Source organism: Rothia sp. HMSC064D08 (assembly GCF_001809525.1).
Taxonomy (GTDB): Bacteria; Actinomycetota; Actinomycetes; order Actinomycetales; family Micrococcaceae; genus Rothia; species Rothia dentocariosa.
Map to the genome: position 1 here is coordinate 146,896 of NZ_KV797895.1, position 12,794 is coordinate 159,689.

The window sequence follows — 12,794 nt, forward strand, 5'->3', positions numbered from 1 at the left end:
GGGCGTCGGAGTAGATTACTTGAGATCGGCAGAGTCAGCGGAAGTGGAATCGTCGTCGGGCAGGTGAACGTCGGTGACGTCGATATTGACCTCTACTACCTCCAACCCTGTGGTCCCCTCAATCTGCTCGATAATGTTGCGGCGGATAGCATTGGCTACTTCCACAATGGAGACTCCATATTCGACCACGACGGTAACATCTACGGCTGCCTGGGTCTCGCCCTTCTGGACGCTAATACCGCCAGCAACATTGGTCTGGGCGTTGGGGATGCGGTCGGTCACGGCGCTGAAGGCACGGCGTACGGCATTGCCCATATCGTACACACCGGGAACTTCGCGGGTTGCCATGCCAGCGATTTTGGCAACAACATTCTCTTCAATGGTGGTTACACCGTGCGAAGTCTGTAGGGGACCGCGAGGAGTCTTGTCCTGCTGGGTTTCCTTGTTGTTTTCGCGCTCGCGCTGCTGACCGGTTTGGGGAATGGAGTTATCGCTCATGGGAGCCTCATTTCATGTGTTTTCCGCTGCGCGGATTATGATGTTTGATATGTGCGGCACGCATCGACGGCTGGGGAGTTTGGTCGCTACCCACGCCCTTTGTCCGTTCTTGCGGTCGATGGTGACGCTACTATAAAGACGCTTGAGGTACTGAATTCCTCACGAATCAAAATGGTGGTATATATCACTTTGTTTTGATGAGCGTGTACAAACACGACTGTTGCCTATGTTTGCTCGGCTCAGTTGCCTATCGCGCGAGCAGTCCTCATATGCGCCAAAGCGGGCTATGCGGAAGCTGGGAGTAGCATCTGCATAACCCGCTTAACTTTGTTTCTGCGAGGCTAAAGCGACGCAAGAATATGGGCTATTAGTTCTTTTTGCCGGTTACGCTTAGGTATATGGAGATTGCGACAATGGCGGCGATAATGGAGAGGATCCAGCGAATCCAGTCGATACCAGCGGTATCTGCAACACCGAAGAAGCTCGCGATCCCTCCGCCAACGAATGCGCCAACAGCACCCAAGATAACGGTCCACAGTGCCGAGATGTTCTGGTGACCTCGCATGATGAGGCGGGCCAGAGCGCCGATGATAGCGCCGGCAATGATCATTCCGATGAGTCCAAGCATAATGGTTCTTCCTTTGTGAGTATCCGTCACAGCGCGGGCGCGCCTGAACGGATGATGATATGGGGTCTTAAAAGCGCAGATCGGTGAGGTTCCGCCTGAAAGTTCAACAGCAGCCGGGATTTCAGCTGCCTTTCCTGTCACATATTGCGTGATTCGACGGGGCTGTTATCGCCTGCCGCCGTCTCTCAAGCCTACGGCGCTGATATGAAGACGCCATGAATGCGCAGATCCTCACGCGTTCTATAAGTGTTTTACATCACATATTTGCTGATGGTTTTTGATGCCCGGCTCTTGAGGCTCGAAGATAAAAGGAAGCGCGTACCCGATCCCGTCATCTTTGACGTCGTTACACGCCTCGGAATTTACCATATTCTTACAGAAGTATTTCAGCTCGGAGTCTTCTGCGGGCGTTCATCTTCGACCGCCGCGCTGCCTCGGACGTGTGGATTAAAGCGTAGCGAGCTTAAAACTTCCGTCAATTATTCGTTCGGATATGCTTCTTCGAGGAAAGAATAGTCATCCCAATATCTGCGATCCCACCACTCGATAAATTCAATGTTTTTACCTTCGCATCCGAGGGTGAGGAAATCCTCGAAGAAAATCAGGCGCTCGGAGAAAATAGAACTGTCGTGCCTCTCGATGCGCATTTTTTCGTGAAATTCACGCGGTGAAAGTCCCAAGCTCACGCCGTCGAGGGTGTCACCATCCAGGATCTGCAGGGAGAACAGAACAACCTTCCCCTCAGCCAATCCAAGATCCACCACGCGTTCGGCGCCACCCAGAGTAACGCGACCCATGAAACGCTCACACCCGGGGAATGACGAATCATGAAGTTCTTTATTAAATTGTTCGTGGTAGTAACCGATAGGCTGTCCGAGCTCCAGCTGGGGCGGGTTCTCAAACCGAAAATCCATATTCTTCACCTTTCCTGAGGGGCCATGAAAATCCTTATAAAGTACCCTCGAAACATACGTAATATACCCAAAGGCGCATTATTTACTGAATGAAGGCGTGCAAATAATCGGAACCGCTATATGTCACCGTGTGCTCGTTCCGGGCTCTGATAGTAGATCGGAGCGGCATGTAGCTGCTGGATCGCCTCAATAAAACTCGGGCCCAGCTCCCCCAACTCATCAAGCCAAGACCAGTCGTCAGGGGCGGAATCGTGTGAATGTTTCATGCGCCCTCCGTATTCTGTATGGAGTGAATATACTAGTTGAGATGAGCCCGGCAGTTATCGCAGCATCTGGTTAAACTGCTCAATGGTGGCGTCAGGAATATCACCGAGAGCATGCAGCATTTCGAAGGTGAAATCAACGAATCCTGCCCCGCTGGCGGTCACCAGGTTCTTATCTCGCACAGCCTCGCGCGTGGTGTTCACGTACTGATGCGGGTTCGTGTAGGCAGGCAAATCCTTGATGTCCTCAAAACTATTGGCGGTGTGCCTGCGTCCATCGAGCAGGCCAGCAGAAGCCAAGAAATACGTGCCGTCGCAGATACCACCAACCGGTTTTCCCGCATCCTTGAAATCACCGAGGATTGAGGCGAGCTGCTGGGAATCTTCGGCGGACAGAGTACGCCACGAGCCTTCCGCGCCGACGACGATGACCGCATCTGTAGTTGAGGGAATCTCGGAAATTGTCATATCGGGTTCCACACGCAACCCGCCCATAGAGGTTTTCACTTCTCGATCGACGGACGCCCACCGCACTGTGTACCCACCGATAATACTCTGCAGCCCAGCGGCAAGCAGGGCAGGCTCCCAATCGGCGAATTTATCCAGAATGACGACAGCAAGTGTTTTCACGGGAACTCCTTGTAACCTCAGCGCACTAGTCACTAAACCCTGCGATAGACCTCGTCGAAGGGCAGGCGGAAGCGCTCTCCCCAGATGCCGTGACCGGGTTTGCGGATACCGCAGGCAACCACCATGTTAATCTCAACATTGCGCGGCAGGTTGAGGAGTTTCTTCACGCGGCGGCTGTCGAAGCCTTCCATCGGGCAGGTGTCGTACCCCGCCTCGGTCATCGCGAGCATAAACGTCTGCGCCACCAGGCCGCAGCTCTTGTGCACAACCACGCGATAATCGTGCTCCGAAACCTCACGCATCATCGGAACGAATAGGCCAGCACAATTCGCCATTGCCGCGCGGGATGCGCCCAGTAGACCAAAGCAGCGCGCGTACAGGAGCGGCATAGCCTTGGTGTAGTACATTTCCCAATTCTTAATGCGGTCTTTCTGCTTCTCAGCCGGGCTGTTACGCTCAACATTGCCGCGTTCAAATTCCAGCGCGGCTTTCGCGCGGCGGCGGTACAAATCCTGGCGGGTTACGAATACCACCATCTGCTGCGCGGTCTTGGCGGCCTGCTGGTGCATGCACGCTGCGGCGAGTTTATTCAGGGTGGCGGGATCAGTCACGTGGTAGAGCTCGTACAGCTGCATATTCGAACTTGTGGGCGCCAGCTGAGCCGCCCGCAAACACTCTTTGACAACATCGGCATCAATGGGCTGGTTCTCGTCGTAATGGCGCACCGAACGGCGGCGGTTCAGCAAATCTAGCAGGGACATTATGCGACTCCTTTCCACAGCGGCATTCCGAAGGCATATAAAACTACCCTCACCTTTAAGACTAGCGTTCACGGGCGCGGAATTCACGCATAATTTTGGATATTTAAGCGAACGCGATGCCGTATAAAGCGCCTTGTGAGCACAGGTTTTATAGTGGAAAGAAGCAGGCTCAGTATAAGAACGAGGAGGCTCTTTGATACTTCTGAACATTCTTGCCCACGATACCCTCAACGAACAGGCTGATGCGCCCGGCTGGATATTCCCCGTTGTGCTTGCAGTTGTTGTTATTGCGTTCGTGGCTATAGGTGCCGTTATTTTCAAGGGTATTATGCGGGATTCGGGTGATACCTCCCAGCGCGCCGCCCATAAAGCGGAACGCAAAATCGCCACAAAAACCGGAAAGAATCTTGGTCGCACGGCACACGATAAATACCGGGAACACCGCGAAGAATAGCTGACCGCTACGAAGAGACCCGGGCGGGAAGCTACCCGGTGAACCAGTTCTCGGTGACCGTGTGCGCATCGAAAACCTGTCCCAGGAGCGGGGTTAGCGGGAAATTCCGTGTTCACGCACCAGCGGCACGGAACGCAGTACCGACTCATTCCACAAGTGAAGCGCCAGCGCATAGGTACGCCCAGTGAGTGCAGAAACCGGGTAAATTAGGGGACCGGGCAGGCTACTAAGTACCTGATACCCAGCCCCCAGATAAGATCCCCGCGCGGGAACTCAGGGAGAGCAGACTACTTGGCCCACACAACGAGCTCATCGAGCGGCTTGCGCGGCTTCGGGTCGATCTCGCGCGAGCGGTAGCCGAAGGTCGCGGCAACGGATACGCCGTAATCCTCAGGATCGAGAAGCCCTTCCTCGGTGAGGAGCTGGGTGACCGCATCGTAGTCCATGCCTTCAACGGGGCAGGAATCGATGCCGAGCATCGCTGCGCCCGTGAGCATATTCGCCAGCGCAATATAGGTATTCTTCCTAGTCCACTCGAAAAGGGCACGCTCGTCGTCGGCGATCTTCATATCATGAATCTGGAACTTTTTGTACATGCCCATTGCCATCTGCATCTGGTCTTCGGGAAGGTTGCGCTTCGCGAGCGTCTGCAGCAGGAAATCGGAATCGTAGCGGGCGTTCTTCTTCGCCACAATAATCACCACATGGCTGGCGTCATCGAGCGTGTTTGCCATACCCCAGGCGATAGGCTTGAGCTTCTCACGTAGCTCTTTATTCTGTATCACCAGAAATTTCCACGGCTCGGAACCAACCGAGCTGGGGGAGAGGCGGTCGAACTCAAGGATTGTGTTAAAGTCTTTGTCGCTGATTGTACGGGCGGGGTCGTAGGAGCGGGTAGAAACGCGACGCTTGAAAATTTCAATTGCTTGTTCACGAGTGAGAATCATGGTTTTCCTTTTCTGTGCTGGGTTTCTATGACGGAATTTAGTATATCGAGCAGGGATGCGCCTCCCGCCGGTTTTTTCGCACAGCGTGATTGACTGCGTTGCCCAAAGCGTGCTTTAGATATGCTCCTACGGCTAACAACATATCGTTTGGACAAACCGCCGCCGATCTTCAGCTGGTTTTTCGGGTGAAAGAGCCCGGTGAGCGGCCTGCACAATCAGAGATGCTGGAACTGCATCATATGTTTTCCCCTGGGACTCGACGGTTCGGCACTGTTCACCGTGGCACACGTCGTCGCAGGTGCTGCTTCCCTGTATCCCACCCACTAGATCTTCCAAGGGTACACCCATAATCCAGATACGATTGGATTCCTCAGGATGAGTCAAGAATTCTTCTTCACTCATTGTACGGATTTCCAGATGAGGCTGAATACCTTGAGGCAAGAGCTCAGCTTCCAATACCTGTAAAGCCTTGCGCAGCTCCTCACCTGTTGTACCGCACCGTGAGCAGGTTTGTTTTTCGGCATTGACAAGGTGCTGCCAGATAATAGGTAAAGTTTTCATCAGGGACTACCTTTCCTGTTGAAACTATAATCTATTTGGTTGTGATGAGATGGGGCGTGGGCACGCCAGTGTTTACACCACTTTTACGGTGTATTCCAGGGCCTTGCTCGGGTGCATGGTCACTGAGACGTATCCGTTGGCGGGGGTGCGCACATAGTCGAGGTAATCCTCCATAGACGGACCAAATCCCTCAACATCGTCTACGGCAATCACAGCGCGGTCGGCAAGATGCGGCTCCAAAAGCTGAAAGACGGGAAGCACCAGGTCAGGCCACCCGTCGAGAAGTACAAAATCGGGGCTGAAATCCAAGTCTTGCAGGGTCTTTAGCGCATCGCCTTCGCGCAGCTCGACATAGTCCGCAAGCCCCGCCCGCTCAAAATTTTTCCGCGCGGCCTCAGCCTTATGAGGCACATATTCGCAGGTGATTACGCGCCCGCCATTGCGTTTTGCGGCGGCGGCAAGATACAGCGTCGAGATGCCGTAGGACGTACCAAACTCAACGATATTCCGCGCGCCGCTCGCCAGCGCCTGCATATACAGAAACTCTCCCTGCTGCGGGGTTATGGGGATGTATTTATCGGTATAAAAATCTTCGTTCTCGGTCTCCCAATCAATCCCCCTGCCTAAAATCTGGTGGATTTTCGGCAGAAAATGTATGAACATGCGCTTGCCCTGCTTGAGCGTGGCGTCGTAGAGGTCATAGAGTGTGTCTTCGACCGGTGGGTCGTTGAGGAATGTGAACATTTGCGGGGTTAATTTGGGCATGTGAATCTCCCGGATGCTTCGGCACGTATTACCTGCACCACAAAATTCAGAGGTATACCCCTGAAAATAGTGCGGTCATGTGATTCTTCTTATCATGCCAGCGTCAGCAGGGGAGTACAAGGGATTTGCGCGAAGACGCACAAAAGCCGAAGCTCGCCGCCGTGACCTAGCTAACGCTCAAATCGGGTGAGGCGCATCGAATTGAGCACCACAAACACCGAACTGAACGCCATGGCCGCGCCCGCAATCATCGGGTTCAGCAGCCCCGCCGCTGCGACCGGCACCGCGATAGTGTTGTATGCGAACGCCCAGAACAGATTCGACTTGATGGTGTGCAAAGTCGCCCGCGAAAGCCGCAGCGACGTGGGGATCGCGCGCATATCCGAGCGCATCAGCACAATATCTGAAGCCTGCACCGCAACATCCGTACCCGAGCCCATAGCCATGCCCAGGTCTGCGCGGGCCAGGGCAGGCGCATCGTTCACGCCATCGCCAACCATCGCCACCCGGTAGCCTTCATCTTGAAGCTGCGCGATAACCTCAGATTTACGTTCGGGCGTGACCCCCGCAAAGACGTTCTCAGGATTAATCCCCACGCTGGATGCGATAGCTTGGGCAACTTCGGGGGCGTCACCAGTCAGCAGCGTGGGTTCTAAGCCCAGTTCGTGAAGCTCGGCGATAGCCTGCGCCGACTCGGGCTTGGGGGAGTCTGCCAGTGCGATGAGCCCGACAGGAAGGGGGTCCTTTGTGCCGATCGCGCGAGCCACAGCCACGGTGGTCAGCCCTTCCGAACGCGTTTGCTCAAGCATCTGATGCTGCTTCTCGGTGAGGGGAACGCCCGCCTGCAGCAGGTATTCGGGGGTGCCCACCAATACCAGGCGGCGGGACTTCCCCTCGTCCCGAGTGCGCACGAGCTCGCCGCGCACACCTCCGGGCACACCCTCAAAGTTCTCGACGGTACCGAGAAATGCTCCATAATTTTCTGTCGCAAAACGCGCAATAGCATGGGCTATTGGATGCTCGCTCAGTGCCTCCACAGCTGCGGCATCGCTCAGAATAGATACAGAACGTTCGCTCTTTGAAGAGGCGTTGTCGTCCGTAACTTCGGTGAAATCGTCGAAGGTTCCAAAGCGTGCCACGCGCATTGTGCCCTCGGTTACGGTCCCGGTTTTATCCAGCACGATTCGGTTCACCGCATACGTAGTTTCCAGCACCTGCGCGTTGCGAATAAGTATGCCCAGCTGCGAGCCGCGCCCGGTGCCCGCCAGCAGCGCCGTGGGGGTAGCCAGACCGAGTGCGCACGGACAGGCGATCACCAGCACCGAAACCGCCGCGTTGAACGCACGCGGCACATCGTGCGATACAGCCAGCCACCCGATGAGAGTCAGGAGTGAAATCACCAGAATTGTTGGCACGAAAATCGCAGAAACACGGTCGGCAAGGCGCGCGATGGGTGCCTTCGTTTCCTGGGCGGCGGCAACCAGCTCGCCCATTTTCGCGAGCGTCGTCTCAGACCCCACACGGGTGGCGCGCACCGTCAGCGACCCGGAGGTGTTCAGGGTTGCGCCGGTGACCGCATCGCCCACCGAAACCTCGACGGGCACCGATTCGCCGGTCAGCAGGGAGGCATCCACGGCGGAAGACCCTGCAATAACCGTGCCGTCAGTGGCGATTTTTTCACCCGGGCGCACCAGAAATTCGTCTCCCGGAAGGAGATCCTCGACCGGAATCTGCACCTCGCGCGTGGTTCCCCGCTTGTCGGTGCGAAGCAGGGTCGCGGTGCGTGCTCCCAGGCTCAGCAGGGTGCGCAGAGCCTCGGAAGAGCGGGTTCGTGTGCGGTGCTCAATTGCCCGACCGATCAGCAGGAATAAAGTCACCATCGACGCCGAATCGAAGTACAGCGGCGCATGGTGCCCGCTCAAGAACATGCCGAGAATGCCCCCCTGCATGGGGTGAACATGCTCGGTCAGCCCGGGGTTTATGAACAGCTGCGCGAGTGAATACAGGTAGGCGACAATCACGCCGAGAGAAACCAGCGTGTCCATCGTGCTGCTGAAGTGGCGCGCGTTCGTGAGAGCGGCGCGGTGAAACGGCTCGGCGCTATAGACCGCAACCGGCAGCGTGATAATCGCAAGCACCCAGCCCCAGTGCGGGAACTGGAACGTGGGGAACATTGAAATCAAGAAAATCGGCACACCCAGCAACAACGCCACAACGATGCGCCACCCCAAGCCCCCGCTGCGCGCGTTGGTTGTCTCTTCGGACTCTGCATCGCGAACCTCAGTTTTGAGCGATGCCGTATACCCGGCGTTATTGACCGTTTCAATGATCTGCTCATCGGTAATATCGGCGGGAACGATCACGCGCGCAGACTCCAGCGGCAGGTTCACGGCGGGATCAACCCCCGGAATTTTGCGGAGTTTACGTTCCACGCGGCCCACGCAGGATGCGCACGTCATGCCCTGAACATCCAGGTGGATAATGCGCGTCTGCCCGCCGTTAGCCGAGGAATCGAAAAGAGAATGGTCGTTCTCAGCTGTGGTGGATGCTGTTTGAGTTGAGTTACCCATGTTCTTCGCCTCGGTTCTCAATGCTCACGATGCTGTGCTGTCTTCGGGTTTTGCCTGCTGCGGATGCGCCTGCCGCAGTCCGCCCTGATCTATACTTCGCCTTCGTCCGGCAGTCCATCGGCACGGTTGCTGCGCGGTCGCTGCCCGGTTAGTTTCGAGCCTCGATCGTTCACCCCGCGAACCCGCGTGACGGCGGCACGCCTGAATGTGCGGCGTTGAGCGAGGGCGTCGTATGCGGTGCCGTGCACACCGGGATGCAGATTATCGCCGGTGCCGTCTGCGGAGGTATTCGCCGCATGATCCTGTGAGGAATGTATACGCGATGCGCCCCGCCGTTTCAGCCCGCGCTGATCCTCGCGCGCCGTATAGGGGGTGGAGTCGCGCACCCACGCATCCAGCAGATCGGAGTCGAGCCCCATCTGCCGTGCCACGCGGGAAATCGCCTCGGTCAGGTGAATGTTCTCGGTGCCTACGAGTGCGCGCACTGCCCCGACCGCCATTGCCTGGTACTGCGGAGAATACGCCATGATTAGACGGCGGGAGTGAAGCCAGCTTCAACGATGGCGTCCGCTACGGCTTGCGTGTTAAGGGTGCCTTCGTGCTCGATGGTGACGGTCGAAACGCCGTCTTTGACCACGTCTACGTTCACGCCGGTGACGCCCGGAACTTCGCCGACTTCTTCACTCACGCTCATGGCGCAGTGGTTGCAGGTGAGGCCGGTTGCTTTGACAGTGGTGATTGGCATGATGTTTCCTTCCAGAATTTTTGGAATTACAAAACTTGTGGATGCGCCGCCCGCGTGTCAGCTGCGCATCATGCGGGATATGGCGGCGGTTGCCTCTTTTATTTTCTCATCAACTATTGTCGCATCACCTGTACGTTCGGATTCAATTGCGGCGTTGGTGACGCAATGCCCCATATGTTCTTCGAGCAGGTTGAGTGAGACTGCATGGAGTGCTTTGGAAACCGCCGCGACCTGAGTAAGCACATCAATACAGTACTTGTCTTCCTCGACCATGCGGGCGATACCGCGCACTTGCCCTTCGATGCGGCGCAGGCGCTTCAAATGCGCCTCTTTGTTTGGGGTATACCCGTGCGGTTGTGCTGAGGAATCATGCTTTGTCATAGATCCAGTGTATACCCTAGGGGGGTATATCTCAAGAGGTGGTGAAGGTGATTTGATATATTGGCTTTATGCGTGAACCACACCCTCAATCGGTCTATACGCTTCCGCACGAGCAAACGGTGCTCAATACCCTGCGGAAGTATGGGGTGGTTAAAGCGCACCTATTCGGCAGCGCGGCACGCGGCGAGCTTAACCCCGCCAGTGATCTTGATTTTTTAGTAGAGATGAAAGACTCCCCAGATTACGGCGTATTACTGCGGTTATCTGAGGAGCTTGAGCAGATTACAGGGTACCCGGTCGACGTGCTGACCTCTATTAAGCCTGTTTTTCGCCCCTACATCGAACCCGACTTGACGGAGCTGCCGTTGTGAAAGTTCCAGACCCTTACATCATCATGGGGCGCGATATGACAGCTTAAGAATATAGGTTGTGATCAAGCATAAACTGCAAGATTGGACGGGAAATTTTTTCAGCTAGGATCACCGGGACTGCATTTCCAATTTGTTTGTATTGCTCGTTTAACTGACTATTCTTGGACCCTTTTGAGCTCCCTGCAGAAAAATGATACCAGTCAGGGAATGTTTGAATGCGTGCACATTCTCGCACAGAAAGACGTCGGTTATAATCACCTTGGAAAATCCATTTATCTTTGCCTAACTTGCGCATAGGACTACCTGCAGGGTGCTGTGGTGCTTGCCTGCCCGAAGCTTGAATAGTGAATGATTGTTCGTCCCATAACTTTTTGCGGTTTCGGGACATATACATAGAACTATAGTTGCTATCAAAAACATCTTCTGGTTGGAATGGTAAATCTTCTATCGCATCACGTAGGGTTACATAGGGGTTTGCACGTCCAGGACCGTGGGTCGGTTCGGGAAGATGATACTTGTAGCCGTACTTCTCGGCAATATCATTGCGGACACCAATGATGAAGACACGTTCACGTATCTGAGGGACTCCGTAGTCACGGGCATTGACAAGATGAGCAACTACTTGATACCCTGCAGCCGAAAAATCTTCTGTTATTTGTTTCAGCACTTGACCTCGTGCCATTGTCATAAGCCCTTTGACATTCTCAGCGATAAAGAATGCAGGTTTCGACTGGGTTAAAGCTCGGATGTAGTGAATGTATAGGAAATTACGCGGATCATCTAAAAGCCGCGGACCCGCAGCGCTGAACCCTGGACAAGGAAAACCACCTAGCATTAGATCACTGTCTGGAAATTCAATAACTTGCCTAATGTCACGCGAGTCTTTGACGACGTCCAATCCAAAATTAGCTGTGTAGCTCTCATTGGCTGCTGGAAAAATATCGTTCGAATATATGAAGTCTATATTTTTAGTATTTTTTTCAAAATTCTGTCGATCTGCCAAAATTGTGAGAGAATTTTCAGCTCCTCCAGTGTATGAAAGCGTGGCGAGTTTGACCCCAAGATCGAGACCACCCGCACCGCTAAAAAGGGATACCACTTTGAGAACGTTTTTTTGGTAGCGAATATTTGCGTGCATGTCACGTTCAAGTTGGCGTGTCACTGGCGTGGAGTGCCTCAGTGTTTCCCGTTCTTCTTCTTGGATTTTTTTGTTTAGAACATCCTGAACTTCTTCTGGAGCATAGGTCAAAGATGAGCGAAACCCTGCCTGCATGGTGCGTGGGGTCATGAAGTTTCCCTTTCGTGTAGGCCATACGTATGTTCGGCCCTACCAGTATACACTAGTTAACCTTGAGTCCGTCAGGCTTGTTTAGGAGGGTCACATCGAATTTCATACTGGTTTGTATTTTTGATGAGGCATTATGAATACGAAAACTAATCGTCCAACTATTATCCATTTCCATAATTAGTGTTGTTTTTGTTCCCACTTTTTGGTCAAATTTCAGTATTTTATTGGGCAATAGTTTATGAATTATAGAACCTTCTCGTAAATCGTAGCGCTCCACACATGCTTTTCCTTTTTCTGATATAAATTTGTAGAATTCCGGTTCTCCAATGATATATTTCAAAAGCCGTACAAGTATTATCCTGCCCTGTGCTTCATAGGCTCGAATAATCTCATTTCGAAAAGCTTTAAGTAGAGGCATATAAATATTGTTCTCTTTGTCTATATTTGATTCTTTCCATTTTATACCTTCTTGGGATTTAAGAATAGAAAATATAGGGGTTACCTCATCCCAGTAGGATTTTGACACTGGTACTCTATACCATTTCTCACCAAAGTTGATTCTAGGAGATAAACGTGAGTGTCGTGCTGCTTTGTGATTACGCTTGATAGATATTCCCCAGGTATGTGTGGTACTGTCTCCCTGGGACTCTACAACCACATCACGAACATCTGTGCCATTTTTAGCTTTATCATCACTTTGAAGGTATAGGATGTTCTTATGGTTGTATTTATATGTTGTAGGCTCCCGGGGGAGTATTATATCTATTCCCAAATTCGCATTTTTTTGATACTCTTCTTGAGTGTTTTTGTCTTTGTCTTCATAAAATTTCTTAGCTGTAATATATGCTTTATTTTCTTTAATTGAAGAATTTCCACCACGTTTTAATATTGCCTGATGTAATGCTTCTAAACATGCGTATTCAAATGCTTTACCATTTGCTGCAGAGGTATTTGACATCGGAAGCTCCTTCGGTATTTTTAAAATTTTGTATAAATCTTCGCTCAAGACCTATTGTAT

Annotated in this window: 17 protein-coding genes; 2 read left to right on the top strand and 15 right to left on the bottom strand. The window is 53.2% G+C overall.

Going from position 1 to position 12,794, the window contains the following annotated elements; all coding sequences use genetic code 11:
* Positions 1-15 precede the first annotated feature (15 nt).
* The 6 genes from HMPREF2625_RS02835 to HMPREF2625_RS02860 all read right to left on the bottom strand — a co-directional run bounded on the left by HMPREF2625_RS02835 (position 16) and on the right by HMPREF2625_RS02860 (position 3,694).
* Positions 16-498: an Asp23/Gls24 family envelope stress response protein gene (locus HMPREF2625_RS02835; protein WP_004005822.1), complete on the bottom strand. Its 483-nt coding sequence runs from the start codon at positions 496-498 to the stop codon at positions 16-18.
* A 367-nt stretch (positions 499-865) separates the two neighbouring features.
* The gene (locus HMPREF2625_RS02840; RefSeq protein ID WP_037231409.1) at positions 866-1,126 is read right to left on the bottom strand and encodes a GlsB/YeaQ/YmgE family stress response membrane protein; all 261 of its coding nucleotides are present in this window, start codon (positions 1,124-1,126) and stop codon (positions 866-868) included.
* A 479-nt stretch (positions 1,127-1,605) separates the two neighbouring features.
* A complete protein-coding gene (locus HMPREF2625_RS02845) occupies positions 1,606-2,040 on the bottom strand; it encodes a hypothetical protein (protein WP_070521566.1) in 435 nt (144 codons plus the stop codon).
* 116 nt (positions 2,041-2,156) lie between these two features.
* Positions 2,157-2,306, bottom strand: a complete 150-nt coding sequence (locus HMPREF2625_RS02850; protein WP_070521570.1) for a cytochrome-c oxidase — start codon at positions 2,304-2,306, stop codon at positions 2,157-2,159.
* Between the two features lie 54 nt (positions 2,307-2,360).
* Positions 2,361-2,933 (bottom strand): DJ-1/PfpI family protein, encoded by a 573-nt coding sequence (locus HMPREF2625_RS02855; RefSeq protein ID WP_070521573.1) that lies wholly within the window; start codon positions 2,931-2,933, stop codon positions 2,361-2,363.
* Positions 2,934-2,965: 32 nt separating this feature from the next.
* The gene (locus HMPREF2625_RS02860; RefSeq protein ID WP_070521576.1) at positions 2,966-3,694 is read right to left on the bottom strand and encodes a nitroreductase family protein; all 729 of its coding nucleotides are present in this window, start codon (positions 3,692-3,694) and stop codon (positions 2,966-2,968) included.
* Between the two features lie 193 nt (positions 3,695-3,887).
* Here HMPREF2625_RS02860 and HMPREF2625_RS02865 point away from each other — a divergent pair, with 193 nt between their 5' ends.
* Positions 3,888-4,148 carry a hypothetical protein gene (locus tag HMPREF2625_RS02865; protein WP_070521579.1) on the top strand — a complete coding sequence of 87 codons (261 nt, stop codon included), beginning with the start codon at positions 3,888-3,890 and terminating at the stop codon, positions 4,146-4,148.
* A 287-nt stretch (positions 4,149-4,435) separates the two neighbouring features.
* Here HMPREF2625_RS02865 and HMPREF2625_RS02870 read toward each other — a convergent pair whose 3' ends face one another.
* The 7 genes from HMPREF2625_RS02870 to HMPREF2625_RS02900 form a co-directional block, all read right to left on the bottom strand.
* Positions 4,436-5,095, bottom strand: a complete 660-nt coding sequence (locus HMPREF2625_RS02870; RefSeq protein WP_070521582.1) for an NAD(P)H-dependent oxidoreductase — start codon at positions 5,093-5,095, stop codon at positions 4,436-4,438.
* 132 nt (positions 5,096-5,227) lie between these two features.
* Positions 5,228-5,656 (bottom strand): DUF2703 domain-containing protein, encoded by a 429-nt coding sequence (locus HMPREF2625_RS02875; protein ID WP_006888341.1) that lies wholly within the window; start codon positions 5,654-5,656, stop codon positions 5,228-5,230.
* 72 nt (positions 5,657-5,728) lie between these two features.
* Positions 5,729-6,421 carry an O-methyltransferase gene (locus HMPREF2625_RS02880; protein WP_070521585.1) on the bottom strand — a complete coding sequence of 231 codons (693 nt, stop codon included), beginning with the start codon at positions 6,419-6,421 and terminating at the stop codon, positions 5,729-5,731.
* A 170-nt stretch (positions 6,422-6,591) separates the two neighbouring features.
* Positions 6,592-8,991, bottom strand: a complete 2,400-nt coding sequence (locus HMPREF2625_RS02885) for a heavy metal translocating P-type ATPase (RefSeq protein WP_070521588.1) — start codon at positions 8,989-8,991, stop codon at positions 6,592-6,594.
* 89 nt (positions 8,992-9,080) lie between these two features.
* Complete coding sequence (locus tag HMPREF2625_RS02890) at positions 9,081-9,518, bottom strand: hypothetical protein (protein WP_070521591.1); 438 nt, start codon at positions 9,516-9,518, stop codon at positions 9,081-9,083.
* A gap of 2 nt (positions 9,519-9,520) precedes the next feature.
* A complete protein-coding gene (locus HMPREF2625_RS02895; RefSeq protein ID WP_070521593.1) occupies positions 9,521-9,736 on the bottom strand; it encodes a heavy-metal-associated domain-containing protein in 216 nt (71 codons plus the stop codon).
* Between the two features lie 57 nt (positions 9,737-9,793).
* Entirely contained in the window at positions 9,794-10,117 is a 324-nt protein-coding gene (locus HMPREF2625_RS02900) for a metal-sensitive transcriptional regulator (protein ID WP_070521596.1), read from the bottom strand.
* A gap of 68 nt (positions 10,118-10,185) precedes the next feature.
* Between HMPREF2625_RS02900 and HMPREF2625_RS02905 the strand changes: the two genes are divergently transcribed.
* On the top strand, positions 10,186-10,488 hold the full coding sequence (locus HMPREF2625_RS02905) for a nucleotidyltransferase family protein (RefSeq protein WP_070521599.1): 303 nt from the start codon (positions 10,186-10,188) through the stop codon (positions 10,486-10,488).
* A 43-nt stretch (positions 10,489-10,531) separates the two neighbouring features.
* On the opposite strand, the gene HMPREF2625_RS02910 is transcribed toward HMPREF2625_RS02905, so the two are convergent.
* Both HMPREF2625_RS02910 and HMPREF2625_RS02915 read right to left on the bottom strand, forming a co-directional pair.
* The gene (locus tag HMPREF2625_RS02910) at positions 10,532-11,776 is read right to left on the bottom strand and encodes a DNA cytosine methyltransferase (protein WP_070521602.1); all 1,245 of its coding nucleotides are present in this window, start codon (positions 11,774-11,776) and stop codon (positions 10,532-10,534) included.
* 52 nt (positions 11,777-11,828) lie between these two features.
* Positions 11,829-12,734: a HaeIII family restriction endonuclease gene (locus tag HMPREF2625_RS02915; protein ID WP_070521605.1), complete on the bottom strand. Its 906-nt coding sequence runs from the start codon at positions 12,732-12,734 to the stop codon at positions 11,829-11,831.
* Positions 12,735-12,794: the final 60 nt, after the last annotated feature.

Coding starts and splice junctions, on each gene's coding strand:
- HMPREF2625_RS02835 (WP_004005822.1), bottom strand. CDS start 498: ATGAGCGATAACTCCATTCCCCAAACCGGTCAGCAGCGCGAGCGCGAA.
- HMPREF2625_RS02840 (WP_037231409.1), bottom strand. CDS start 1,126: ATGCTTGGACTCATCGGAATGATCATTGCCGGCGCTATCATCGGCGCT.
- HMPREF2625_RS02845 (WP_070521566.1), bottom strand. CDS start 2,040: ATGGATTTTCGGTTTGAGAACCCGCCCCAGCTGGAGCTCGGACAGCCT.
- HMPREF2625_RS02850 (WP_070521570.1), bottom strand. CDS start 2,306: ATGAAACATTCACACGATTCCGCCCCTGACGACTGGTCTTGGCTTGAT.
- HMPREF2625_RS02860 (WP_070521576.1), bottom strand. CDS start 3,694: ATGTCCCTGCTAGATTTGCTGAACCGCCGCCGTTCGGTGCGCCATTAC.
- HMPREF2625_RS02870 (WP_070521582.1), bottom strand. CDS start 5,095: ATGATTCTCACTCGTGAACAAGCAATTGAAATTTTCAAGCGTCGCGTT.
- HMPREF2625_RS02875 (WP_006888341.1), bottom strand. CDS start 5,656: ATGAAAACTTTACCTATTATCTGGCAGCACCTTGTCAATGCCGAAAAA.
- HMPREF2625_RS02880 (WP_070521585.1), bottom strand. CDS start 6,421: ATGCCCAAATTAACCCCGCAAATGTTCACATTCCTCAACGACCCACCG.
- HMPREF2625_RS02885 (WP_070521588.1), bottom strand. CDS start 8,991: ATGGGTAACTCAACTCAAACAGCATCCACCACAGCTGAGAACGACCAT.
- HMPREF2625_RS02890 (WP_070521591.1), bottom strand. CDS start 9,518: ATGGCGTATTCTCCGCAGTACCAGGCAATGGCGGTCGGGGCAGTGCGC.
- HMPREF2625_RS02895 (WP_070521593.1), bottom strand. CDS start 9,736: ATGCCAATCACCACTGTCAAAGCAACCGGCCTCACCTGCAACCACTGC.
- HMPREF2625_RS02900 (WP_070521596.1), bottom strand. CDS start 10,117: ATGACAAAGCATGATTCCTCAGCACAACCGCACGGGTATACCCCAAAC.
- HMPREF2625_RS02905 (WP_070521599.1), top strand. CDS start 10,186: ATGCGTGAACCACACCCTCAATCGGTCTATACGCTTCCGCACGAGCAA.
- HMPREF2625_RS02910 (WP_070521602.1), bottom strand. CDS start 11,776: ATGACCCCACGCACCATGCAGGCAGGGTTTCGCTCATCTTTGACCTAT.
- HMPREF2625_RS02915 (WP_070521605.1), bottom strand. CDS start 12,734: ATGTCAAATACCTCTGCAGCAAATGGTAAAGCATTTGAATACGCATGT.